General features: G+C 34.8%; 22 protein-coding genes. 5 read left to right on the forward strand and 17 right to left on the reverse strand.

Annotation, left to right across the window (positions count from 1 at the left end; translation table 11 throughout):
* Positions 1-23: 23 nt before the first annotated feature.
* The 17 genes from C8C85_RS14585 to C8C85_RS14660 form a co-directional block, all read right to left on the reverse strand.
* Positions 24-2,267, reverse strand: a complete 2,244-nt coding sequence (locus C8C85_RS14585) for a tetratricopeptide repeat protein (protein ID WP_207786935.1) — start codon at positions 2,265-2,267, stop codon at positions 24-26.
* Positions 2,268-2,415: 148 nt separating this feature from the next.
* A complete protein-coding gene (locus C8C85_RS18480) occupies positions 2,416-2,592 on the reverse strand; it encodes a hypothetical protein (RefSeq protein WP_165818127.1) in 177 nt (58 codons plus the stop codon).
* A gap of 62 nt (positions 2,593-2,654) precedes the next feature.
* Positions 2,655-3,779 carry an ABC transporter permease gene (locus C8C85_RS14590; RefSeq protein ID WP_116797717.1) on the reverse strand — a complete coding sequence of 375 codons (1,125 nt, stop codon included), beginning with the start codon at positions 3,777-3,779 and terminating at the stop codon, positions 2,655-2,657.
* Between the two features lie 84 nt (positions 3,780-3,863).
* Positions 3,864-4,970: an ABC transporter permease gene (locus tag C8C85_RS14595; protein WP_116797718.1), complete on the reverse strand. Its 1,107-nt coding sequence runs from the start codon at positions 4,968-4,970 to the stop codon at positions 3,864-3,866.
* A 96-nt stretch (positions 4,971-5,066) separates the two neighbouring features.
* Complete coding sequence (locus C8C85_RS14600) at positions 5,067-5,807, reverse strand: ABC transporter ATP-binding protein (RefSeq protein ID WP_116797719.1); 741 nt, start codon at positions 5,805-5,807, stop codon at positions 5,067-5,069.
* Positions 5,808-5,910: 103 nt separating this feature from the next.
* The gene (locus tag C8C85_RS14605; protein ID WP_116797720.1) at positions 5,911-6,807 is read right to left on the reverse strand and encodes an ABC transporter ATP-binding protein; all 897 of its coding nucleotides are present in this window, start codon (positions 6,805-6,807) and stop codon (positions 5,911-5,913) included.
* A 55-nt stretch (positions 6,808-6,862) separates the two neighbouring features.
* On the reverse strand, positions 6,863-7,738 hold the full coding sequence (locus C8C85_RS14610; RefSeq protein ID WP_116797721.1) for an HlyD family secretion protein: 876 nt from the start codon (positions 7,736-7,738) through the stop codon (positions 6,863-6,865).
* Between the two features lie 71 nt (positions 7,739-7,809).
* A complete protein-coding gene (locus C8C85_RS14615; RefSeq protein WP_116797722.1) occupies positions 7,810-9,063 on the reverse strand; it encodes a TolC family protein in 1,254 nt (417 codons plus the stop codon).
* A complete protein-coding gene (locus C8C85_RS14620) occupies positions 9,060-9,653 on the reverse strand; it encodes a TetR/AcrR family transcriptional regulator (protein ID WP_116797723.1) in 594 nt (197 codons plus the stop codon). Before C8C85_RS14620 ends, C8C85_RS14615 begins: the two co-directional genes overlap by 4 nt.
* Positions 9,654-9,772: 119 nt before the next feature.
* Entirely contained in the window at positions 9,773-9,973 is a 201-nt protein-coding gene (locus C8C85_RS14625; protein ID WP_116797724.1) for a DUF6132 family protein, read from the reverse strand.
* Positions 9,970-10,272, reverse strand: a complete 303-nt coding sequence (gene trxA, locus C8C85_RS14630) for a thioredoxin (RefSeq protein WP_116797725.1) — start codon at positions 10,270-10,272, stop codon at positions 9,970-9,972. The genes C8C85_RS14625 and trxA overlap by 4 nt, the downstream gene beginning before the upstream one ends.
* Positions 10,273-10,284: 12 nt before the next feature.
* Positions 10,285-10,473 carry a hypothetical protein gene (locus C8C85_RS14635; RefSeq protein WP_116797726.1) on the reverse strand — a complete coding sequence of 63 codons (189 nt, stop codon included), beginning with the start codon at positions 10,471-10,473 and terminating at the stop codon, positions 10,285-10,287.
* Between the two features lie 57 nt (positions 10,474-10,530).
* A complete protein-coding gene (locus C8C85_RS14640; RefSeq protein WP_116797727.1) occupies positions 10,531-11,364 on the reverse strand; it encodes a methyltransferase domain-containing protein in 834 nt (277 codons plus the stop codon).
* Position 11,365: 1 nt separating this feature from the next.
* Positions 11,366-11,569, reverse strand: coding sequence for a DUF2892 domain-containing protein (locus C8C85_RS14645; protein WP_116797728.1), 204 nt, complete (start codon positions 11,567-11,569; stop codon positions 11,366-11,368).
* 62 nt (positions 11,570-11,631) lie between these two features.
* A complete protein-coding gene (locus C8C85_RS14650) occupies positions 11,632-13,044 on the reverse strand; it encodes an MBL fold metallo-hydrolase (RefSeq protein ID WP_116797729.1) in 1,413 nt (470 codons plus the stop codon).
* Positions 13,045-13,239: 195 nt separating this feature from the next.
* A complete protein-coding gene (locus C8C85_RS14655; RefSeq protein ID WP_116797730.1) occupies positions 13,240-14,028 on the reverse strand; it encodes a sulfite exporter TauE/SafE family protein in 789 nt (262 codons plus the stop codon).
* 170 nt (positions 14,029-14,198) lie between these two features.
* Complete coding sequence (locus tag C8C85_RS14660; protein ID WP_116797731.1) at positions 14,199-14,825, reverse strand: Crp/Fnr family transcriptional regulator; 627 nt, start codon at positions 14,823-14,825, stop codon at positions 14,199-14,201.
* 280 nt (positions 14,826-15,105) lie between these two features.
* On the opposite strand from C8C85_RS14660, the gene C8C85_RS14665 reads away from it, so the two are divergent.
* The 5 genes from C8C85_RS14665 (at position 15,106) to C8C85_RS14690 (ending at position 23,741) form a co-directional block, all read left to right on the forward strand.
* The gene (locus C8C85_RS14665) at positions 15,106-15,411 is read left to right on the forward strand and encodes a rhodanese-like domain-containing protein (protein ID WP_116797732.1); all 306 of its coding nucleotides are present in this window, start codon (positions 15,106-15,108) and stop codon (positions 15,409-15,411) included.
* A 76-nt stretch (positions 15,412-15,487) separates the two neighbouring features.
* The gene (locus C8C85_RS14670) at positions 15,488-17,068 is read left to right on the forward strand and encodes an NADP-dependent glyceraldehyde-3-phosphate dehydrogenase (RefSeq protein ID WP_116797733.1); all 1,581 of its coding nucleotides are present in this window, start codon (positions 15,488-15,490) and stop codon (positions 17,066-17,068) included.
* Between the two features lie 525 nt (positions 17,069-17,593).
* The gene (locus C8C85_RS14680; RefSeq protein WP_116797735.1) at positions 17,594-19,480 is read left to right on the forward strand and encodes a M1 family metallopeptidase; all 1,887 of its coding nucleotides are present in this window, start codon (positions 17,594-17,596) and stop codon (positions 19,478-19,480) included.
* A 141-nt stretch (positions 19,481-19,621) separates the two neighbouring features.
* On the forward strand, positions 19,622-20,023 hold the full coding sequence (locus C8C85_RS14685; protein WP_116797736.1) for a c-type cytochrome: 402 nt from the start codon (positions 19,622-19,624) through the stop codon (positions 20,021-20,023).
* Between the two features lie 400 nt (positions 20,024-20,423).
* Entirely contained in the window at positions 20,424-23,741 is a 3,318-nt protein-coding gene (locus C8C85_RS14690; RefSeq protein ID WP_116797737.1) for a sensor histidine kinase, read from the forward strand.
* Positions 23,742-23,757 lie beyond the last annotated feature (16 nt).

Below are 23,757 nucleotides of genomic sequence, written 5' to 3' on the forward strand. Positions count from 1 at the left end.
CTAAAGGTATTTTAATTGTTTTATTATTGCAATCCCAAATTTTTAAACAATTCCTGATAATTTGGATTGCTTGGATCCATCTGCTTTAATCGAAAAGCCGTTTGCTGGGCTTTTGTTTGGTTTCCGGTTTGGATGTACACAAAAGTAAGTGCATAATATAAATCGGGTGCATCAGGGTTTATAGCAATTCCTTTTTGCAGAATAGCTTCGGCTTCTTTGAACTTTTTCTTGGCATTCAGCATCAAACCATAATTATAATACACTCTTGGATTTTGCGATTTTAAGGATATTGCCTTCGCAAAAGAGCTTTCGGCCGCAATAGTATTGTTCATTTCATTATAAAGCAATGCCAAATTGTAATAAATGCGTTCGTTATTCGGGTCATTTTTTAGTGCTTTTTGTAATACTTGCAACGAAGCATCATTTTTTCCAACTGCATTGTACAAAGAGGATAAATTAAGCAAGGCGTAATTTATCTTATTGTCTTTTTTAAGGCCTTTTAGATAAAAAGATTCGGCATTAGCATAGTCTTGAATCTTCAGATAATAATCAGCAAGCATTATATTTCCAACAGAAAAGTCTGTTTGATAACGAAGATAACTAACCAATTCTTTATTTGCGGATTCAAAAGTACTAGTGTATTGACTTGGAATTTGGTCTTTCGGCAAACTCACAAAAAGATCAGCCGCTGCGATACGAACCGCTCTCACTTTATCCGATAATAAAGGTCCAACATTCTCAATCCAACTGTTTGGAGGAAAACTAGACAAACTGCGTAAAGCTCTATAGCGAACTTGGGCATCATTATGATTTAAGCAGGATAATAACGTATTTAAACTCGCTTGTGTGTTGAAGCTACCCAAGTAGAAAGCCGCAGTGGCTTTGATCATATTTGGAGTGGTTTTGGTATTGATCAATTGGATTAAATGTGGTTCGCTATTGGCGTCCAATTGACTCCCTGGTATCAAATCATCGGCAAAATGGTATTTTCGATTTGGGCCAAACCATTTTACGACAGCGGTTGCCAAATCTTTTTCGGATTTATCTTTATGACAGTTGCTGCACGCATTTGGAGTTCCGTATTTCACAGAAAGATCGGGTCTGGGCACTCTAAAACTATGGTCGTGGCGTAAATCATTACCCATGTATATTTTTCCGGGCATATGACAATTTACGCAAAGTGAACCTTTTGAGCTTGGTGTATGAAAAGTGTGTTTTGGAGTGTCATATTTTTTTGGAATATGGCATTGCACACACGTTTGATTATCGATGTGTTTCAATTTTGTACTGTGTGGATTGTGACAATTACTGCATTTTACCCCTTTACTGTACATTTTACTTTGTAAAAAAGAAGTATAAATATAATCTTCGTCATCGACCTGTCCGTCAGCTTGGAAATACTCAGTATCTGGAATTTGCGGAATGTAATTATCCATGATTTCTTTGCTGTCGATGTGTTTAGGACTGATCTCGGATACACGGGCATGACAAGGAGCGCAGGTGTTTATTTGTTCCAATTGCCCAGAATTTTTACCTAATTTCATAAAACTGCCGGTTACCTTATCTCCTGATTTATAATCAGAACTATTAATGTATCCCAAATGTTTTTGTCCTGCTCCATGACAACTTTCGCAGCTAACATTGATGATGCTATAACTCGTTTTATAAGTGTCTGTTTTGGTGTCGTAATTTTTATGTAAGTTCGTCGAATGGCAAGTTGCGCACATGGTATTCCAGTTTTGGGCGTTTCCTGTCCAATGTAGCCAATCGTGTGAAGGTATTTTTTGACCTGCATATTGGTTGAACCATCTTTTTTTGTTGACATCCCAACTCAAGCGAGGAACTTGCATTCTTCCTCCCGGAAATTGAACCAGATATTGTTGTAAAGGTTCGTATCCAAAGATATATTTCACTTCAAAGTCATAGTTTTTACCGTCGCTTCCTTCGGTATTTATGAAAAATTTGGATCCTTTTTTATAGAATTTGCTTGTGATACCATCCGCAGTGAAAGTAATATTGTTAAAATTTCCTTTTACAGTCGAATCATTAGCGGGAAGCATTGACATATAATGGTCGGACTGTTTCCATTGATGATGCTCTGCGGTATGACATTTTACACAAGATTTATCGCCCACATAAGCATTGTTGTCTGAGAGAACTTCGCTATATTCTGTATCTTTTGAACTACAACTGTCTACTATAAAAACTCTAAAAATGGCAAAGAGAATAAGAAGAATTGCTATGACAATTGAAGATTTTTTGAACATGAATAGTAAGTTTTTTCAAAAATATAGAATTATAAAATAGGAGCAAAGGGATTTTTAATAATAGATTGCCTGTAAAATTAGTTTTTTGCATAAAAAAAGAGTGCTTGAATAAACAAACACTCTTTTAGGGTATTATAAATTAATTACATTACATTTTCTTTTCAGATTTTGCTGTGCAGCACGATTTTTTGGATTTGTCGCACGCCTTTTTTTCTTTAGCGGTACATTCTTTTTTAGGGGTTTCTTTTGGTTTTGTTTCTTGAGCGCTTGCATTCATACCTGCCGAAAAAAGTGCTACTGCCAAAACTGTGATTAGGTTTTTCATAATTTTTGGTTTTTTGATTTTAATGATGAGTCAAAATTATTGTTTTTTTTGAATCATGTATATTAATTAACTTTTTTATAACTCAATACGGCAAGAGTATTCAAAACTACAGCATAAGTTGTTATTATAAAAAATTGAGTTGTGATATCTGAAAACGTAGCTCCTTTGAGCATTACCATTCTAACGATTTCAACAAAATACCGAATCGGGTTGAATAATGTAATGTTTTGTGCCCATTGTGGCATACTTTCTATTGGGGTAAATAGGCCGCTCATCAAAATAAAAATCACCATAAAAAACCAAGAGATGAACATTGCCTGTTGCTGGGTGTCGCTGTGATTGGAGATAAACAACCCCATTCCAAGTATGAGCAATAAATACACTGCTGTAAATCCATAAATTAATCCCAAATTACCTAACATGGGAACATTGAAAACGAGTTTGGCAATGAGTAAACCCACTGTTAAAATCACTAAACCGAGTATCCAAAAAGGGAATAGTTTGCCAATAATGAATTGATGTTTCTGAATTGGAGTTACATTGATTTGTTCCAAAGTGCCTATTTCTTTTTCCCGAACAATATTCATGGCCGAAAGAAAAAGAGTTATCATAGTGACTAATAGTACCAAAATTCCGGGCACCATATAAGTCTTATAGTTCAGTGTGTTGTTGTACCAGAAGGATGGGATGGTGATTATGTTTTGTGGCGCTACAAAGGAATCGTCTTTGTATTGCAAAAGTTGGCTTTGAATTTTTTGATTGTAAGTTCCAATGATTTGCGAAATATAGACGTTCTCAACTCCAGCAGATGCCCCATCGATGGCATTTATACTCACGGATAGTGTGGTGGTTTTATCAGTGATGAGGTTGCGTTCGAAGTGTGTGGGGATTTCGAGGATAATATCTATGTTTCCTTTTTGCATTTCGAGGTTGGCTTCTTGTTTGGTATTGAATTGGTTTACAATTAGGAATGATTTTGAAGCTTGAAATTTACTGATGAGTTCCCTGGAAGCAGCTGAATGGTCGTGATCGATGTAAGAGAACTTGATATTTTGGATTTCAAAACTGGCAGCATTGGATAAGATTAATAATTGAATTAACGGTAAAACAAATATGATAGGCAACATTCCTTTGTTTCTAAAGATTTGCTTGAATTCTTTTTGGATGATGAATAGGATTGTTTTCATGTTTTTTATCGCTTATGTTATTGGCACACAGATGACACAGATTTATATGGATTTTTTTATTTTGATTACCATTGAAATTGTGATTTATTCCAGTCTGATCTTATATTTCTTGATGCTTATTGCGATAAAAAGCACCGTCATTCCTATCAATATTAAGGTTTCTTTCCAGATCGTATATATGGTGGCTCCTTTGAGCATGATGGCTTTGATGATAATGATGAACCACTTGGCCGGGATGATGTTACTGATGATTTGCAAAGGCAACGGCATACTTGAAATAGGAAATATAAAACCTGACAGGATAATAACGGGCAGCATTAATCCCGCTAAGGAAAACATCATGGCGGTTTGTTGCGATTGGGCAATGGTCGAGATTAAAATTCCTAACGATAGTGCCGTGATGATGAATAATATACTTTCTAATGCTAATAGAAAAAGACTGCCTTCGATGGGCATTTCGAAGACAAAAACACCTAAAAGCAAGATGATTGTTGCATTGATTATGGACAGAAAAATATACGGAAACACTTTTCCAATAACCACTTGAAAGGGTTTTATTGGCGAAACCAAAAGCACTTCCATAGTGCCCATTTCTTTTTCCCGTGTGATGGAAATGGAGGTCATCATAGCCGAAACTAGCATCAAAATTACCGTCATCACGCCGGGTACAAAAGTGAAGACACTCTTAAGTTCTGGGTTGTAATAAAGTTGTGTTTGGGTTTGAATTTGATAAATGGGTTTGCTGTTTGCATTGGCTTCCAGCGAATAGTTTTGCAAAATGGCATTGATGTAATTCGTGATGGTATTGGCCATATTCGGGTCGGTGGCATCGGTGATGACTTGGACTTTGGAGTTTTTTTTGTTTTGTAAATTTTGGATAAAATTTTTTTCGAACACCAAAACAGCTTTGACTTTTCCAGTTCGGAAAACACTTTCTATTTGGGCTTCGTGCGTGATTTGGTTCACGATTTTAAAATGCTTGGAAGCACTTATTTTATTGATTATTTGTTGGGTTTCGCTGTCTTTGGATTGGTCGAAAATAGCGATATTGACATTGTTAATTTCATTGGTAATGGCAAATCCGAAAAGCATAATCTGAACCATAGGCATCCCGAAAAGAATGAACATAGTTCGTTTGTCCCGAAAAATGTGGTAGAATTCTTTTGTTACAAAACCGATGAATCTTTTCATTTCAAAAAAATGTTTAAAAGTTTAATTGTTTAAAGTTTTAGGTTTTGAATCATTATGGGAATTAAAAAAGGTTTTAGTTTTGTTCCCCCTTTGGGGTTAGGGGGCTTCAACATTTCGTGCGAGTTTCAGGAATACATCATTCATGGAATCGACATTGTATTTTTGTTTTAAATTTTTTGGACTATCCAAAGCTTCTATTTTTCCTTCGACCATTATTGAGACTCGGTCACAATATTCGGCTTCGTCCATATAATGAGTGGTGACAAATAGCGTGGTACCTTTATGTGCTTCGGCGTATATCATTTCCCAAAATTGTCTTCTGGTTATAGGATCAACGCCTCCTGTGGGTTCATCAAGGAATACAATTTTGGGTTCGTGCAAAAGTGCCACTGAGAAAGATAGTTTTTGTTTCCAACCTTGGGGCAAGGATTTTACTAGTTTATCGGCGACGTCCTGTAAATTTAAATCCTGAATTAATTGTGCTGTTTTTTCTTTGATCTGGGCACGGGACAAACCATAGATTCCACCAAAGAAAGTGATGTTTTCCTTGATGGTCAAATCGTCATACATCGAGAACTTCTGGCTCATATAGCCAATGCTTTTTTTGACCATTTCGGCATTGGTTTTTACATCAAATCCTGCCACTATCGCTTCGCCTGATGTGGGTCTCGAAATTCCGATGAGCATTTTCATAGCCGTCGTTTTTCCGGCTCCATTGGCACCAAGAAACCCGAAAATCTCTCCTTTATACACATCAAAAGAAATACTATTGACAGCGGTAAAACTGCCAAATTCTTTGGTGAGATTGTTTACAGATATGATTTTTTCTTGGTTCATTTTATTTTTTTTGACACAGATTACACAGATTAGCACAGATTTTTTTACTTTTTATAATCAAATTAAATGCAAAGAAAATCTGTGAAATCTGTGTTTGACCTTTTCACAAATCCATAAAAACATCTTCTATGGTTGGTTTTGTCATTTGGATTTCTATTTTGGTATGTTTTTTATCTTCTAAATATTTCTTTAATGCATCAGAATCAAATTCTGTTTCCTTGTCGGTGTAATGTATCGATTCACCAAAAGCATAAACGCTGTATTGACTAGGATAGTTTTTTAGATCGAGTAGGAGCTGATACGTATTTTTTCCTTGGACATCATAAATGGTTTTGTCGTATTTCTCAATAATGTTTTGGGGAGAATCAATTTTAAGGATCGTTCCTTTTTGGATTAATGCGATTCGGTCACACAAAGCCGCTTCGTCCATATAAGGTGTTGAAACCAAAATCGTTATTCCTTTTTGCTGCAATCGCTTTAGCATTTGCCAAAATTCTTTACGGGAAACGGGGTCAACTCCTGTTGTGGGTTCGTCCAGAAATAAGACTTTAGGTTTGTGAATTAAAGCACAGCATAAAGCTAGTTTTTGTTTCATTCCGCCCGAAAGCGCACCTGCTCTTCGGGTTTTAAAAGGTTCTATTTGAATATAAATATCTTTGATTAAATCGTAATTTTCTTTGATGGTGGTGCCAAAAAGTGTCGCAAAAAACGTTAAGTTCTCCTCAACGGATAAATCGGGATACAAAGAGAATTTTCCGGGCATGTAACCCACACAGTTTCGTATGGATTTGAATTCTTTTACAACATCAAAACCCGCAACGGAGGCAGTTCCTTCATCGGCAAACAACAAAGTGGTCAATATTCTGAAAAGCGTTGTTTTTCCTGCACCATCAGGTCCAATGAGACCAAATATTTCACCTTCATTTACTTCAAAAGAAATGGCTTCAACAGCTTTTATCTTGTTGTAGGATTTGGAGATATTTTGGACTTTTATACTCATGTTCAATGGTAATTTTAATGGTAAAAATCAATTTGAAAATTGTAGTTTCGTTGGTTTATTTCAACCACATTTCGGCAGGCATTCCTATTTTTAAACTGCCGTCATTTTTCACATCCACTTTCACGGCATAAACTAAATTTACTCGTTCTTCTTTTGTTTGGATGATTTTTGGAGTGAATTCAGCTACCGATGAAATCCAGGAAATAGTCCCAGGATAGGATTTCATTCCAGTTCCATTGTCAATTTTTACGGTTACTTTTTGATTTAGTTTTATTTGTGGGAGTTGGGTTTCACTTATATAAACCCTCAGCGTCATTAGGCTGAGATTGGCTATTTTATAAAGCGGTTTTCCAAATGAAGCAATTTCATTGGGTTCAGCATACTTGGCCAAAACGGTTGCTTTTATCGGATTAATGATTTTGCTGTTCTTGATTTGGTCATTGATTTTTTTAATCTGAACATCAATCGAAGCGATTTCATTTATAATAGGTGCGTTTTGGGTTTGAACTCCTTTTATTTGTTCTTTAATGACATCTACTTTTCCTTCTATTTCATCCACTTGGCGTTTGGTTGCTGCATTTTCGGCAAACATATTCTGAATCCTTTTTTGTTCAATAAGTGTGGTTTTGAGTTGTGCCTGTAAGACACTGATTTGAGACAACACATTTTCTGACTTGGAATACACCGTCGCTTTTGAAGCTATGAGCTGCTGTTTGTTCAAATGCAATTGGATGGTGTCGACCAATCCTACCAAAGTATTCGGCTCAATGATATCGCCTTCTTCAAGATTTAGAAACTCCAGTTTCCCATTGGCTTCTGCCGAAATAGTGATTTCGGTTGCTTCAAAATTGCCATAACCATCGGCTTTGTTGTCGCTGTTGTTGCATGAAAACAAACTTAATAGGAGCGTTAGAATAAATATATGTTTCATTTTGTTTAAAGATTTATTTGTTTGTAAACCTTTCTCAAAGTTTAGAACTTAGACAGAGGTTTAAAGGATTACTAATTGATTCCAAGAGCAACTTGATAATTGGCTTTAGCGAGTTCCAATTGTATTTCATGTATTTTTTGGCTGTTTTTGGCCTCATACAAATTGATGAATTCGGTCAAATATTCTGAGGCTGTAATCACGCCATTTTTTAATTGCGAACTGGCTGATCTCTCTACATATTCACGTAAAGTAATTATATCAGTATCGGTTGCAATGTTAGCTTCCGATTTTTGTATTTCTGCATTAATTTCTTGCAGTTGAATGTTGTTGTTGAGTAGGAATGTTTCTTTTTCGGTAGCGATGATATCAGCAGAAACAGTAAGTGCTTCCTTCTCGGATTTTGATTTATTCCAATCAAATACATTCCAATTGGCTTTCAATCCTACCATAAAAATTGGTTCAAAAGAATTCTCAATCATGTTCAGTCCCGGATTACCATAACCTGCTATTCCAAAGGCATTTATTTTTGGCAAATTGTTTTTAGTCAATATACTTTTTGAAACATCGATTTGTTGTTCCTGTAATTCAAAATAATGTATTTCTGGTCGGTTTATGGTTGTGTTTGTTGGTGTTGTAATAATTGGTTTGTCTAATTCTGTTGTTTCTGGAATTATGGTATAGGTTATGGAAGAAAGATTTTCAAACAACTTTTTCTTGTCGTATTGAATTTCCGAAAGCTGCTGTTTGATTTTCAGGTTTTCGGCTTCCAATACTTTTTCGGAGGCAGGCAAAATGGCGCCAAATTGAATTCCCGTTTTGACTTCTTTTATTTTGGATTCCAATTGTTTTTGTTTGGCTATCAAAAGGTCTTTTCGCTCCTGCAAAAGTAAAATAGAAAAAAACAACTGATTGATTCTAGATTTGAGTTGGTATAAATTTACCTCGACTTGTTGTTGTTGGGTTTTGGTTTGGGCCTCTTTGAGTTTGGTATTGGCATCAATCAAACCTCCATTGTAAAGCAACTGATTAACGTCTAATGTTGCTTTGTATTGGTCTTTATTTAGTGGGGATATAAATGGATTTGGAATTTCGGTTACTTGATTTTGGTAGGTTCCTTGGGCATTCAAATCTATTTTTGGCAATTTTCCAGTTTGTAAAGCATTTACTTCATAATCGGATTTTTGCTGTAATAAAGTAATTTGTTTGGCGGTTGGATAATTTTGCCGAACTAAAGAATAACAATTTTCAAGCGTCATTTTTTGCTGCGCTAAAGCAAAAAGCGGGAATAAAAAAAGGATGTTAAAAGTATATTTTAAAGTTCTCATTTTTTAATCGAATTAATAATAGTTTCGGCTATGCTTGTTTTTCGTTCTTCCATCATTTCATTGAATTCAGTTTCTGAAAGCTGAATGATTCCTTTTACCATTGTTTTGGCTGCAAAAGGAAAAACCGTCATCGAAAAAATATCTAATAAAAGCTGTTTTGGAGGAATAGGTTTAATGATTCCTTCTGCTATTTCTTTTTCGATTTGCGCTAATAATGGAGTAGGATTGGGGCGGTTTTTATGATTTAGAAAGGATAGTACAAATTCAGGATTGTTATTCATTTCCTGAATTACGAACGACGGCAAATAAGGGTTGATAATGACAAATGAAATATAACTGTTTGTGAATTTTTTAATTTTTTCGAAAACTGTTGCATCCGAATTGAAGATCTCATTAATCTGCGGAGCCAATTGGCTGAAGGCATTCATAAAAACTGCTTCAAAAAGCAATTGTTTGTTTTTGAAGCAATAATGCAGCATCGCTTTATTGATACCTGCTTCATCTGCAATTTCTTGCATGCGTGCCCCGGCGAATCCTTTTTTTTGGAACACTATTCTGGCGGCATTGAATATTTTTTCTTCGGTAGTCATTGGTGCTAACTGTATGGTTTAACCGTTTGGTTAACAAAGATAGATAAAAAAAGTATTTCGGGTTGAAATACTTATGATTTATTTTTATGATCCTGCGTTCTAATTTAGCAGTTAACGTTTTATTTCTGCTTTTTCTCTTCTTTCACAAACATATTAAACAACAATCCCCCTAGTAAACTGCCATAAAGAGTGGAGTTTACAGGTTTTGAGGTTATAGCGCAACTGCCCGAAGCACAACCCACAAAGTGATAATATAAATAACCGGAAATAGCCCCAACGACAATTCCGATGCTTGTTATGATAATTGCTTTTCGGTTCATGAGTTACTTTTTTCTACAATAACCTTGATTAAATCGGAGGTGCTTAGAACTCCAGATTGTCTCCACAATTGTTTTCCGTTTTGAAAAAGAATCATCGTAGGAACGCCTCGAACTTGATATTGCGAAGCGATTTGCTGGTTTTTATCGACGTCAATTTTGATGATGGAAATTCGATCGCCCAAATTGTCTTTTACTTGTTTCAAAATAGGAGCCAATGTTTGGCAAGGCCCACACCAAGTAGCAAAAAAATCAACCAAAACTGGTTTTTCGGATTGAATGATATCGCTGAAAGTACTCATTTTTTTATGTATTTATTTTTTAGGAATTGTGCAGCCTGTTGGTCCGCAACCCGTATTAAAAACAGCCTGAATAAAGAAAAATAATCCGAAGGCGATGAAGAACCATTCGTTTGTATAATAAGCTTGTGCGAATAAAAATACGGCAAAAGCCAATCGAAAAATTCGCATAATATGCCAGTTGCTAAATAGTAAATCTTTCATTTTTTGTGTTTAAGAAAGTTTATTTGAATTGCTTCCTGCTTCAGCTGGAGGAAATTTTTATAATTTTTGTTTAATTTTATATTTTTCATCATAAGCGATTTCTTTTTGCAGCGTTTCTAATGCAACTTCAACTTTACTTACAATCAATACTTCTGCAAAATTACTACTCATGCTTACGTTTAAAATACTTTCGAGTGCCGAAAATTTCTCAGAAACTGTATTCTTGCAACCATTGCAGGTGATTCCTTCAAATGGGTATAAATTGACTAGTACTTCACTGTTTTTTTGCAATTCGATAAACAATTCGGAACCAGCTCTCGGCGTGGCAGAATTTTGGCAAACTTCCATTTTTAGAAAATTAAAAGCCTGTTGAAAAAGCAAATTATATTCTTCTTGGCTTCCGCCAAAAGGAGGGCCACTTTCAAATGTTCGGTTGAATAATAATCCCGAAATTTTTCCTTTGTTGGCCAAAAGCTGATGCATTTTCCAGACGTATTTTTGCCGCATTGTGGGAGGCAAAGCACAAAAGAATGTCTGTTCGATGATTAGATCATATTCACCTTGATGTTCAAAAAAGTCTCCCAATACGATATTGATATTGGAATTATTCTTGAATTTGGTTTTTAGATTTTCTATTAATGTTGGAGCAATGTCAATTACGGTAACGTTTGTAAAACCCTGTTCCAGAATATATTCCGCTTCATAGGTATTTCCACACCCAGGGATTAAAATTTGAATGGCTTTGTCTTCTAAAGTATCAATATAACTTTTTATGGGAGGGGATACTTCTCCCAAATCCCAACCAGTTGTATTGGATTGATATTGGTTGTCCCAATAGACTTTATCCAAAGGTTTTTCACAGGACACCACGCAGCATTGCAGTTCTTCCATATTATTGTTTTTTATTGGTGTTTATGCCTAAAAGTGTGTACAATGGGCAAAAACTAATGAAGCTGGTTAGTAAAAAGATGATGGCAAAGGCTAATAAAACAATGGCTAGTGTACCGGTTATAATACCGGCATAGTATAATATTGCAATGATAATTCCAATTATCGAACGAATCAACTTGTCTGTAGCACCCATATTTTTTTTCATGATAAAAGTATTTATTGGTTAATGAATTGTATTTTTTAAAATTGCCATTGCTATTGAAATTGCTATTGAATTTTACTTTGGCACACAAAATCGGTTCTTGGAACATCGGTTTTGGCGATAGCGTTAAATCCACCCTCTATTTCACTGAAATTTCTAAAACCACGGGCTTGCAAAATCGATGCTGCAATCATGCTGCGGTAACCACCAGCGCAATGCATAAAGAAATGCTCTTTAGGGTCAATGTCTTTTATCCAATCGTTGATGTTTGACAGCGGTTTGCTGAAAGCTTCTTCGATATGTTCAGCGCTGTATTCACTTTGTTTACGGATGTCGATGATTTTGCTTTCACCAATTTTTACTTGCGCTTTGAATTGGTCTGGAGTGATTCGGTTTACGGTATCAATTTCTTTGCCCGCTTTTTTCCACGCCTCAAAACCACCTTCTAAATGTCCCACTAAATTGTCAAAACCCACACGGCTCAAACGTGTCACAGTTTCTTTTTCTCGTCCTAATTCGGTCACTAATATGATAGGCTGTTTTACATTGGCAATCAAAGCGCCCACCCAAGGAGCAAAATCACCATTGATTCCGATGTTTATGGATTGCGGAATGAAGCCTTTTGCAAAATCGCCGTTGTTTCTTGTGTCTAAAATTAAAGCACCCGTTTCCTCTGCGATTGTTTCAAATTCATTGACGGATAAACCTTTCATACCTAGATCCAATACATTTTCAAAACTGGCATATCCTTTTTTATTCATAGCCACATTCATTCCAAAATAGGCTGGGGGAGGCAGTAGTCCATCGGTCACTTCTTTGATGAATTCAGTTTCGGTCATATTGGCTCTCAAAGCATAATTGGTTGCTTTTTGGTTACCGATGGTAGAAACAGTTTCCTTGCTCATGTTTTTGCCACAGGCACTACCCGCACCATGAGCAGGATAAACAATGACATCATCTGCCAACGTCATCACTTTGTCTCTTAACGAATGATATAATAATCCAGCCAATTGTTCCTGTGTCATGGAAGCTGCTTTTTGGGCAAGATCAGGTCTTCCAACATCGCCAATAAACAAAGTGTCCCCAGAGAAAATAGCGTGGTCTTTTCCGTTTTCGTCGATTAGTAAATAGGTAGAGCTTTCCATGGTGTGACCAGGAGTATGCAGTACTTTTATTTTGATATTTCCTATTTCAAATAGTTGGCTGTCTTTCGCAACGGTGGCTTTAAATTCTGGTTGGGCTGTTGGTCCATAAACGATTGGAGCTCCTGTTTCTTTGCTTAAATCCAAATGTCCCGAAACAAAATCGGCATGGAAATGGGTTTCAAAAATATACTTCAGCTTGACTCCGTCACGTTCGATTCGATCCAAATAAGGTTGTGTTTCTCTCAGCGGGTCAATTATGGCCGCTTCACCATTGGAAGTGATGTAATATGCGCCTTGTGCCAGACAACCTGTATATATTTGTTCTATTTGCATTGTGTTTTTATTTTTAATGTGATACAAAGTTACTTCTGTTTTATGATACTATCTGTGACAAAAATTACTTTAACGAAAGTTTAATTTAATGAGTGACTGAGATTCTAAGCCACTAAGTTTCTAAGATTTTGATGAATATTTCTTTTTTTAATCTCAGCAACTTAGAATCTCATCGGCTTAGTAGCTTTGAATATTCTAAATAGCAAAAAATTCCTTAACAAAAATATAGATTCCCATTACCAAAATAAACCAACCGAAAATGGGTTTTAGTTTGTCGCCGTCTATTTTTTTAGACAATTGTGTGCCAATAATCATTCCGATAAAAGCCATGCCTGAAATAGTTAATAAGAAAGGATAATCGATGGGTGTGCCAATATATAAATCGCCAATAAAACCAATGGAGGAATTAACAAAAATAATTAATAATGAAGTTCCAACAGCCTGTTTCATGGGTAAATTGGCAAAAAATAAAAGAGCAGGAATAATTAAAAATCCTCCGCCAGCACCTAAAAAACCAGTTACAATTCCAACTACAGAACCAATTATTGCCAATTGCAGATAATTGGTACCAGTAGATTGTATTTGAGAATTAGTTTTATTAATCATCGAAAAAGAAGCTGCCATCATCAAGATTGCAAAAACAATCATGATTAGAAAATTTTTGGTAACCTGAAAATCATTTATCGTAAAAATGATATTGGGAATCTTTAAAATGATTACTTCTCGGATAACCAATATTGAAAATACAGAAGGAACTGCAAAATACATTGCCGATTTGATTTTGAGATTTCCCATTCGGTAATGAGTGTAACATCCGGACAAAGCCGTAATTCCGACGATAAATAAAGAGTAACTAGTGGCCAATTTTGGGTCTATTTTGAATAAATAAACCAATATGGGAATAGTCAAAATAGAACCTCCACCGCCTATTAAACCTAATGAGAGACCTATTATGACAGATGCCAAATAACCGAAGTATTCCATGTTTTATATTTTGTTTGGAGCAAAGATGCGAAGACTATTTTTTGTAAACTGTAACTTTTGTCACTTTTTAAAAAGTTTTCAGTTTTCAGTTATCGGTTATGAGTTATCGGTTTTCAGTTATCGGTTTTCAGATAACTCATAACAGATAACTCATAGCAGAAGACTGACAACTACATCAAAATCTCAATCTGATTGCGATGTAAAACCACCAAGCCTCTTTGTTCCATTTTCTTGAGCAGTCTCGAAATAACTTCTCTGGAAGTATTCAAATCAGAACCGATTTCTTGATGGGAAAGTTTAAGTTCTTTGCAACCACAAGCTTCAACCTGTCGTTTAAGGTAAAACTCCAGACGTTCATCCATAGCTCTAAATGCAATACTGTCTATAACTTCCAGTACTTCTTCAAAACGATTTCGATAAGTGCCAATAACAAATTCATACCAAGACCGATGCTGCATCATCCATTTGTCCATAAGCGACAACGGAACCATAACTACTTCGGCATCATCAACCACTTTAGCCATAATTTGGCTTTTTTCATTCTTAGCTGCACAAACCATAGATAGGGCACAGGCTTGTCCGGGCTGTAAATAATACATAAAAAATTCACCACCATCGTCATCTTCACGATAGACTTTGATGGTTCCCTTGGTTACCAGAATTGTGTTTTTGATATATTGTCCAGTGCGCATGATGACTTCACCCGAATTGAAATTTTTGATAATTTCAGTTGCTTTTATATCTTGAATCAGTTCTTTTGAAAAGGATGGGAATATTTTTTTGAGCTGCTCTGGCATTTTTATTTTTATTTTGAAATGAGTTTTAATTCCAATACTGTAAAAGTAATAAAAAAGGAGAAGTCTTTGATAAATGAAAAGGGAAGTAGCTGTAATAAATTATGAAATACAGAAAAGAATCGGATAATTAAGTCCTGATTTTAAACTATAAATAACAGATGTTTGCATTTGTTGAATATTGATTTTTACGAAAACGTTTTCTTTAGTTTATTGATTAATTCACAAAAAAGGGGTGTATTGTTTGAGGAAAATCTCGTATTTTTACGAAAAAATAAATATTATGAATTTGACACAAGAGGAATGGGTTTCTCAATTTGAAGCCGATGAAAATGCAGTAATATTAGATGTAAGAACTGAAGACGAATGCGATCAAGGCATAATTGAGGGTTCTATTAATATCGATATTCATAAGGGACAGGAATTTATAGATGCTATTGCAGCGTTGGATAAAAACAAAAATTATTATGTATACTGCCGCTCAGGAATGAGAAGTGCAAAAGCATGTGAAATCATGAACGAGTTAGGGATAGAAAATGCCTATAATTTACTTGGTGGTATCATAGAATGGAATGGTGATATAGTATAATATCACAAACAATACAAAAAAGAGGCTTCAGCCTCTTTTTTAAATCTATTAAAAAAACAACCAAAATAACCACAGAATGAATACAATACCTCAAGAATTTCAAATTACAGCACCACTTATTCAAGATACTTATTTGGTAAATGGAAAATTGAAAAAATGGACAGGAAAAACAACCGAAGTTTATTCTACAATTTCTTCAACCGAAAAATATGAACCAACTCTATTAGGTTCAATTCCTTATATGGGTGAAGCAGAAGCGCTAGAAGTGGCAGAGTCTGCAAAAGCTGCTTTCAATAACGGACAAGGTTTATGGCCAACGATGAAAGTTGTTGACCGTATTAAGTGTATGGAAAAGTTTGTTGCCCAAATGAAAGAAACCCGTACCGAAGTGGTAAAACTTTTGATGTGGGAAATTGGAAAAACACTTGGTGACTCCGAAAAAGAATTTGACAGAACGGTAGAGTATATTATAGACACTATCGAAAGCTATAAAGAATTGAACAGTCGTTCAGCTCATTTTTCTAAAGTGCAAGGTATAAATGCGATGGTGCGTAGAGGACCTATTGGAGTGGTGCTGTGCCTTGGACCGTACAATTATCCATTGAATGAAACTTTTACATTGCTTATTCCTGCTTTGATTATGGGGAATCCCGTAATTTTCAAACCGGCAAAACATGGAGTTCTATTAATTTCTCCATTGTTGGAAGCTTTCAGAAGCAGTTTCCCAAAAGGAGTAATCAGCATTGTTTATGGTAGAGGGCGTGAAATCGCTTCGCCAATAATGAAATCTGGAAAAATCGATATTTTGGCCTTGATTGGAAATAGTAAATCGGCGATTGCTTTGCAAGACCAACATCCAAACAAAAACAGATTGCGTTTGGTATTAGGTTTAGAAGCGAAGAATCCAGCGATTATTCTACCGGATGCCGATTTGGACTTGACAATTCAAGAATGTATTGCAGGAACTTTATCTTTTAATGGTCAAAGATGTACTGCATTGAAAATTATATATGTACACGAAAATATAGCTGCTGAATTCAACAAACGTTTTGCCGAAAAAGTAGATGCTCTTGCTTTTGGAAATCCATGGGAAAAAGGAGTTTCTTTGACACCGCTTCCAGAAACTGAAAAACCGGCTTATATCCAGGAATTGATTGATGATGCTACCAGTAAAGGGGCAAAAGTAATCAATGCAAAAGGAGGGAAACACACGGATAATTTTATATTCCCAGCCATTTTGTTTCCTATAAATAAGGAGATGAGAGTGTATCACGAAGAGCAATTTGGTCCAGTAGTACCCGTTTTGACTTTCAAAGATATCCAAGAACCATTAAACGATATGGCCGAATCTAATTATGGTCAACAAGTGAGTTTGTTTGGTAAAAACATCAAAACCATTGCGCCGCTTATCGATACTTTGGTGAATTTGGTTTGCAGAGTAAACTTGAACAGTTCTTGCCAGAGAGGTCCAGACGTTTTTCCATTTACAGGAAGAAAAGATTCCGCTTTTGGGACATTGAGTATTCATGATGCTTTACGTTCATTTTCAATTAGAACTTTTGTGGCTTCAAAAGACAATGCCTATAACAATGAAATTTTGCAGGAATTGTTGAATAGCAAAGAATCTAATTTCATCAATACAGATTATATTTTGTAATCAATTTTTATACAATTTAAAAAGCGTCTCATTTTTTGGAATGAGGCGTTTTTTTTTAGCGTAAAAGAGAATGGTGTTATTGTAATTGTTTGTTTTATAATGGTGTATAAAATTTGGCTTTAAATTGTTTATATTTGTATAAATAGACACATGCTATTTTTTAATGTGGATTATTGGATAACTGCAGTTTAACTCTTGCTTATAAATTTTTAAAAATAATTGCCATCAAAAGAAAAATAAAAATAGCAGCCAAAAGTATTCATGAACGTTTGCATAGTGAACCTTATTATATGCATGCCAAACTGAGCTTTATTCCTAATATTGTAATTAATATTATCACTTTTATTATAGCATTTGCTTTAGTAGCTACTATTTTGTATTTACTGATAAACTTTTTGATAAAAGCGTTTTATCATTTGTGATGGCGAATGAGGTAAAAAATCTTTAAAAATTTGTTACAAAAATCTTTATTTTTAGACTTATTGGTTATTATTTGTAATAATCATCAAAACCAAAAATCTAAAAATGAGAAAACCAACCTTCTTAAAATTATTATTAGCATTTCTATTTCTTGCGCAAAGCGGTTTTGCACAAGAACTTTATATGCCTAGAAACATCAAAGATGCTTATGCAAAAGGAACCCGTTCTATGGATGGTTTGCCTGGCAAAAACTATTGGCAGAATCACGGTAAATACACCATGGATATTACGGTAGACGCCACTACCAAAATAGTAAGCGGAATAGAAACTATTGTGTATGAAAATAACAGTAGGGACACTTTGAAGAATATGCCAATACGTTTTGTAAATAATTTGCACAAACCGTCTTCTCCCAGAAGTGGTAATGTAAGTGATGATTTTTTATCAAATGGGCTAACGATTACTTCTTTAAAAATAAATGGAGAAGTTTATAAGGAAGATGCCAGAAAATGGGGAACGGTCGGTAATGTAAAGATGAAAAAGCCTATTCTTCCAAAATCCAAAGCAACTCTTGAAATTGAATGGAATTACCCTTTGTCTAAAGAAAGCGGTAGAGAGGGACAAATTGACGAAACTACTTTCTATGTTGCTTACAGCTATCCTAGAGTATCTGTTTTTGACGATTACAATAGATGGGATAGATTGCCCCATACCGATCGCCAAGAGTTTTATAATGACTTTAATGACTATACCTATACGGTAAAAGCACCCAAAAATTATGTCGTTTATGGAACAGGTGATTTATTGAACCCAGATGAAGTTTTGCAACCTGAGTTTGCTGCCCGTTTAAAAAAATCATACACAACAGATGAGGTAATACATATAGCCAATGACAAAGAAATGAGTGAAGGACGTGTAACTCAACAGAAAGATTGGAACAGCTGGAAATTTCAGGCTAACAACATTACCGATGTTTGTTTTGCTTTAAGCAATCATTATGTATGGGATGCCGGAAGTGTTATCGTAGATACCAAAACCAATCGTAGAACCAGTACTCAAGCCGCTTATGATTTAGTAAAAGGAACCGATTTTATGAACTCTGTTAAAAATAACAATTATGCGTTGTCTTGGTTCTCCAATAATTGGCCTGGTGTGCCGTATCCGTTCTCTAAGATGACCGCTTTTCAGGGATTTGCCGATATGGAGTATCCTATGATGGTTAATGATTCTCAAACGGGAGATGCCGTTTTTGCACAATTGGTGCAGGATCATGAAATCGCGCATACCTATTTTCCTTTTTATATGGGAATAAACGAAACCCGATATGCTTTTATGGATGAAGGTTGGGCTACTACTTTTGAATATTTGATTGGTATAGCTGAACATGGTAAAGAGGCAGCTGATAAATTTTATAAGGAGTTCAGAGTCAATTATTACATCAATGATTCTTCAACAGAGGAGGATCAGCCTATAATTTCGATGTCAACTCAAGTATCGGATGCAGGTTACGGCAATAATTCATACGGTAAAGCTTCTCTTTCTTATCTTGCCCTGAAAGACATGCTTGGAGACGAGCAATTTAAAAAATCACTGCATTTTTATATGGATACATGGAATGGGAAACATCCAATTCCTTGGGACTTTTTCAACTGTATAAATACTAGTTCAGGTAAAAATTTAAATTGGTTTTTCAACAATTGGTTTTTTACCAATAACTACATTGATTTAATGATTGAAAAAGTGGAAAATGGTAATTCAAAAAATACAATTTGGGTTAAAAATGTAGGTGGTTTTGCCATTCCTTTTGATGTTGTTGTTGTGTATAAGAATGATACAAAAGAGGTTTTACATCAAAACCCTGCCATTTGGCAAGCGAATCAAAAAAATACAGTAATTTCTTTAAAATCAAATAAAACAATAAAATCAATTTCTATTGATAATGGTATATTTATGGATGCTACTCCGTTAAATAATTTATGGAATAATCAGTAAATTTTGATTATATCTGATATTTATTAATTTTTTCTAATTATTCTGCTTTTTACTTAAAAAAGTGCTGATTTCATGATAAATGTCAGCTTTATTGCTACAACGTTTTCTTAAATTTGACGTATAATTTAATAGCATCAAGCCATGAAAGTAGAATTCAAAATTTTCGTAGTATTAGCTTTACTAATTGTGTCAGGGACAAAATGTATTGCGCAAGAAATAAGCTGGGTTGCACCAGAATATTCTAACTCATTGAAAAATCCATTTGTAGGAAATCAGAAGGCAACCGATGAAGGAAAAGAAATATTCAATCAGATGTGTGTATTATGTCATGGTGTAAAAGGACAAGGAAATGGAGAAGCAGGACTTACTTTGCAACCCCATCCTGCGAATTTTTTAGCTCTGAATGTAAAAAACCAACCCGATGGTGCTATTTTTTGGAAGATAACCAACGGGAAAGCTCCAATGGCTACTTACTTTGAACTTTTAACAGACGACCAACGATGGAAATTGGTCAACTATATACGAGAATTAGAAAAAAAATAGTTTTGAATTAGTAAAGAAATAAATTTTTTTTTAAGGGAAACCGCCGCCACTTATACTTAAGAGGTGACGGTTTTTTTGTGGATTAAATGGAACTCATTTGACTCAATAATCTAATTTTTGTACTGTACTGAAATTACTTTTTATAAGTGCGTTTGCATTTAAAATTGAAAATGGAGTAATAAGTTTGTTAATTTTTATGTAATTTTAAGACGTTTAATCTGTTGATATATATTTAGTTAAGTTTTATATTTTTTGGTACCCAATCTATCCTGCAAAATATCGGTTTTCGAATGTCTTAGTATGCCATAATAAACGAAGATATTGATAATCGAAAAAAGTGGCCTAAGAAGATTTAGTAAGTGAGGTTGTACTCAAACAAATTAATAAAAATAGCTGGATTATGAAAAAGTACTTTTTTATCATCTTATTAGTCAGTTTTCAGGTATTTTATTCCTCAGTTTCCGCACAACTTATTTCCAGTAATTTCACTGCTTATCCTGATTTGGGAGGCACTTTTATCACCGATATTATCACTGACAAGCAAGGGATAGTCTGGATAACAACCAGTAATGGACTTGTGCAATATGATGGATATGAATTTAAACATTATGATGTAGATCCCAAAGATCCCAAAAAAATGGGCAGCATTTTAACCAAAAAACTTTTTGAAGCTCAGGATGGCCATATTTGGATTGGCTGCACAGAGCTACTCAGTGAATATAATCCCGTTACAAAAACATTCAAAAACTATGATTTTTTAAAGCTAACGGATTTTCCTTTGGGTTCACAACCCTCTATAATGACTATAAATGGGGATTCGAGAGGGAGGATTTATTTTGGAGTGGATTCTTTTGTTGGTTTAAAATCTACTCATGCTCTTTTCTATAAAGATGAAAAAAGTAATGCACTCAAACGTTTTGATTCACCCAATGATCAAGAAATAAAAAATGTTTATAAAGCTGCTACAGACCATTTGGACAATATCTGGGTATTTGCGGATAATGGTTTTTTTAGGATTGACAAAAATAAAAATATTCATAAAGAGAAGTGGCCAATACCCGAGTATCTGAGTAATCAATACTATAGCACAATTAAATGCGATGATAAAGGCAACGTCTGGATGAGTTCAAGTAGTGAAGTCTATTCAGTTCTGAGTGTCTGGAATCCCAATACAGGTAAAGTGAAATCCTATCCTTTTAAAACACCATTCATTAAGAATAATGATTTTTTTATTACTGAAATAGAGTTTGATTCAAAAGGGAATATCTGGTTAGGTACTACTTATGGTTTAATATATTTTGATCTGAAAAAAGAACAATTTGAAGTGTTGAATGAAGATCAAAATCAAAGATTGACAAAAAATGTTCTTACTTGTCTTCATTTGGATTCTTTCGATAATCTTTGGATCGGAACAGAAGCTCAGGGATTACTTAGATATACTAATCGAGTTGTGTTGAAATCCTATGTCTATAAAAAAAATGAAAAAAAATCCATTACTCAAGGCTGGGTCAATAAAATATTTGAAAGTGGGGATGGTAAAATTTGGATGACTAACGATGGGGGTTTTAATTTTTTTGATCCTGTTACCAATTCTGTAACACCTTATCCGATTTCGAATATACAATCGGGAGTAATTTGGTTTTTTGGTATTGGTTTAAATTCTCCCGATGAAATTCTCTTCCAAACCAACCTTGGTTTTTTTCTTTTTAATACCAATACAAAGACTTGTAAAAAAGCTATTCTGGATTCTAGAATGTATAAGCTTCATATTTACAGTCTATTTAATGATAGTAGGGGAAATCAATGGTATTGCACGGTTAATGGTGTTTTTTTAAAAGCTAAAAATAGCCACGTATTTATTCATTTTGATTTGTCAAAGACGTTTGGATCTGGTAATAACAGTAATGATGTAGCCAATATTTATGAGAGCCCTGGTCAGGGAATATGGTTACTTTCCAATAATGGATTATTTCTATATAATTATGATACCGATAAAATAGTAAGACATGCATTTGATAAGAAGAAAGGTGATGTTTTAAAATCGCAAGACATCAATTCGCTTTACGTTGATAAAGAAGGAATAGTTTGGGTTGGGACTTGGGGTGGTGGTCTTAGCAGATACAATATCAAAACAGGAAAAATTATAACATATAGTACCAAAGATGGTTTGCCCTCTATGGGTGTCCAAGGTATTTTGTCAGACGAAAAAAACAAAGCACTTTGGCTTAGTACTTTTGATGGAATCAGCAGATTCAGTATTGAAGAAAAACAATTTAATAATTTTTCGATGGAAGAAGGTATACAAGGGCGTCTTTTTGCCGATGGATCATGCCTTAAAACATCTGGAGGCCTTATGTTTTTTGGTGGTAGTAATGGTATCACTGTTTTTAATCCAAATAATGTATCTAAAAACTCAACCCCACCGAAAGTATATATTACCGATTTTAAAATTGGTGATATTTCAATGTATTATGGCAGTGATTCTATTCAAAAATATAAAAGACCATTACCCAAAGATTTTATTCTAAAGTACAATCAAAACAGTATTTCCGTCAATTATACAGGAATACATTATGCTAACCCTAGCAGAAATAAATTCAGCTATAAATTGGAGAATTATGATAACAATTGGCGTGAAGTAGGGAATGTTCGCACGGCTTATTATTATGATCTGCCCCCAGGGAACTATATTTTTAAAGTAAAAGGGGCGAATAGTAATGGTGTTTGGAACAAAATAGGAGACTCGGTGGCCTTTAGTATTACTCCACCTTGGTGGCGTACTTGGTGGGCGTATGCGTTATATGGTGTATTCTTTATGTTAGTTGTATTTTTGATAGACCGCTTCCAACGAAAAAGAATTCTTGAAAAAGAGCATGCTTTGGCTAAAGAGAAAGAACTTGTCCATGCTCGTGAAATAGAAAAGGCCTTTAATACACTAAAAAACACCCAACTTCAACTCATTCAATCCGAAAAAATGGCTTCGCTTGGGGAGCTTACTGCCGGGATTGCCCATGAGATTCAGAATCCATTGAACTTTGTCAATAATTTTTCCGAAGTTAGTTTGGAACTGATTGACGAAATGAATGATGAAATGGATAAAGGCGAAACGGAGGAAGCCAAAACAATAGCAATCGACCTCAAACAAAATTTAGAAAAAATAATCTTTCATGGCAAACGTGCCGACGGAATTGTAAAGGGGATGTTACAGCATTCCCGCGTTAGTTCTGGACAAAAAGAAGTGACGGATATTAATGCACTTGCCGATGAATATTTAAGACTGGCTTATCATGGTTTACGAGCCAAAGACAAAAGCTTCAATGCTGAAATTGAAACTCATTTTGATGCAAAACTTCCAAAGGTTGATGTAATTCCGCAGGATATAGGTCGGGTTTTACTCAATTTGTTCACCAATGCTTTCTATTCCACACACCAAAAACAAAAAACGACGACGCAAGAATACAAACCAGTTTTATGTGTGACAACAGTTCAAAAAGGAAATTTTATCGAAATTACGGTAAAAGATAATGGTACAGGAATTCCAAATGCAATTAAAGATAAAATAATGCAACCATTTTTTACTACAAAACCTGCTGGGGAGGGAACCGGTTTGGGATTGTCATTGAGCTATGATATTGTTGTGAAAGGACATGGAGGCACTATCAATGTGGAAACGGAAGAAGGCAGTGGAGCCACTTTTATTATAACACTGCCAATGTAACTTATTACTATTTAAT

The sequence above is a fragment of the Flavobacterium sp. 103 genome (genome assembly GCF_003096795.1).
Classification (GTDB): Bacteria; Bacteroidota; Bacteroidia; order Flavobacteriales; family Flavobacteriaceae; genus Flavobacterium.

Coding starts and splice junctions, on each gene's coding strand:
- C8C85_RS14585 (WP_207786935.1), bottom strand. CDS start 2,267: ATGTTCAAAAAATCTTCAATTGTCATAGCAATTCTTCTTATTCTCTTT.
- C8C85_RS18480 (WP_165818127.1), bottom strand. CDS start 2,592: ATGAAAAACCTAATCACAGTTTTGGCAGTAGCACTTTTTTCGGCAGGT.
- C8C85_RS14590 (WP_116797717.1), bottom strand. CDS start 3,779: ATGAAAACAATCCTATTCATCATCCAAAAAGAATTCAAGCAAATCTTT.
- C8C85_RS14595 (WP_116797718.1), bottom strand. CDS start 4,970: ATGAAAAGATTCATCGGTTTTGTAACAAAAGAATTCTACCACATTTTT.
- C8C85_RS14600 (WP_116797719.1), bottom strand. CDS start 5,807: ATGAACCAAGAAAAAATCATATCTGTAAACAATCTCACCAAAGAATTT.
- C8C85_RS14605 (WP_116797720.1), bottom strand. CDS start 6,807: ATGAGTATAAAAGTCCAAAATATCTCCAAATCCTACAACAAGATAAAA.
- C8C85_RS14610 (WP_116797721.1), bottom strand. CDS start 7,738: ATGAAACATATATTTATTCTAACGCTCCTATTAAGTTTGTTTTCATGC.
- C8C85_RS14615 (WP_116797722.1), bottom strand. CDS start 9,063: ATGAGAACTTTAAAATATACTTTTAACATCCTTTTTTTATTCCCGCTT.
- C8C85_RS14620 (WP_116797723.1), bottom strand. CDS start 9,653: ATGACTACCGAAGAAAAAATATTCAATGCCGCCAGAATAGTGTTCCAA.
- C8C85_RS14625 (WP_116797724.1), bottom strand. CDS start 9,973: ATGAACCGAAAAGCAATTATCATAACAAGCATCGGAATTGTCGTTGGG.
- trxA (WP_116797725.1), bottom strand. CDS start 10,272: ATGAGTACTTTCAGCGATATCATTCAATCCGAAAAACCAGTTTTGGTT.
- C8C85_RS14635 (WP_116797726.1), bottom strand. CDS start 10,473: ATGAAAGATTTACTATTTAGCAACTGGCATATTATGCGAATTTTTCGA.
- C8C85_RS14640 (WP_116797727.1), bottom strand. CDS start 11,364: ATGGAAGAACTGCAATGCTGCGTGGTGTCCTGTGAAAAACCTTTGGAT.
- C8C85_RS14645 (WP_116797728.1), bottom strand. CDS start 11,569: ATGAAAAAAAATATGGGTGCTACAGACAAGTTGATTCGTTCGATAATT.
- C8C85_RS14650 (WP_116797729.1), bottom strand. CDS start 13,044: ATGCAAATAGAACAAATATATACAGGTTGTCTGGCACAAGGCGCATAT.
- C8C85_RS14655 (WP_116797730.1), bottom strand. CDS start 14,028: ATGGAATACTTCGGTTATTTGGCATCTGTCATAATAGGTCTCTCATTA.
- C8C85_RS14660 (WP_116797731.1), bottom strand. CDS start 14,825: ATGCCAGAGCAGCTCAAAAAAATATTCCCATCCTTTTCAAAAGAACTG.
- C8C85_RS14665 (WP_116797732.1), top strand. CDS start 15,106: ATGAATTTGACACAAGAGGAATGGGTTTCTCAATTTGAAGCCGATGAA.
- C8C85_RS14670 (WP_116797733.1), top strand. CDS start 15,488: ATGAATACAATACCTCAAGAATTTCAAATTACAGCACCACTTATTCAA.
- C8C85_RS14680 (WP_116797735.1), top strand. CDS start 17,594: ATGAGAAAACCAACCTTCTTAAAATTATTATTAGCATTTCTATTTCTT.
- C8C85_RS14685 (WP_116797736.1), top strand. CDS start 19,622: ATGAAAGTAGAATTCAAAATTTTCGTAGTATTAGCTTTACTAATTGTG.
- C8C85_RS14690 (WP_116797737.1), top strand. CDS start 20,424: ATGAAAAAGTACTTTTTTATCATCTTATTAGTCAGTTTTCAGGTATTT.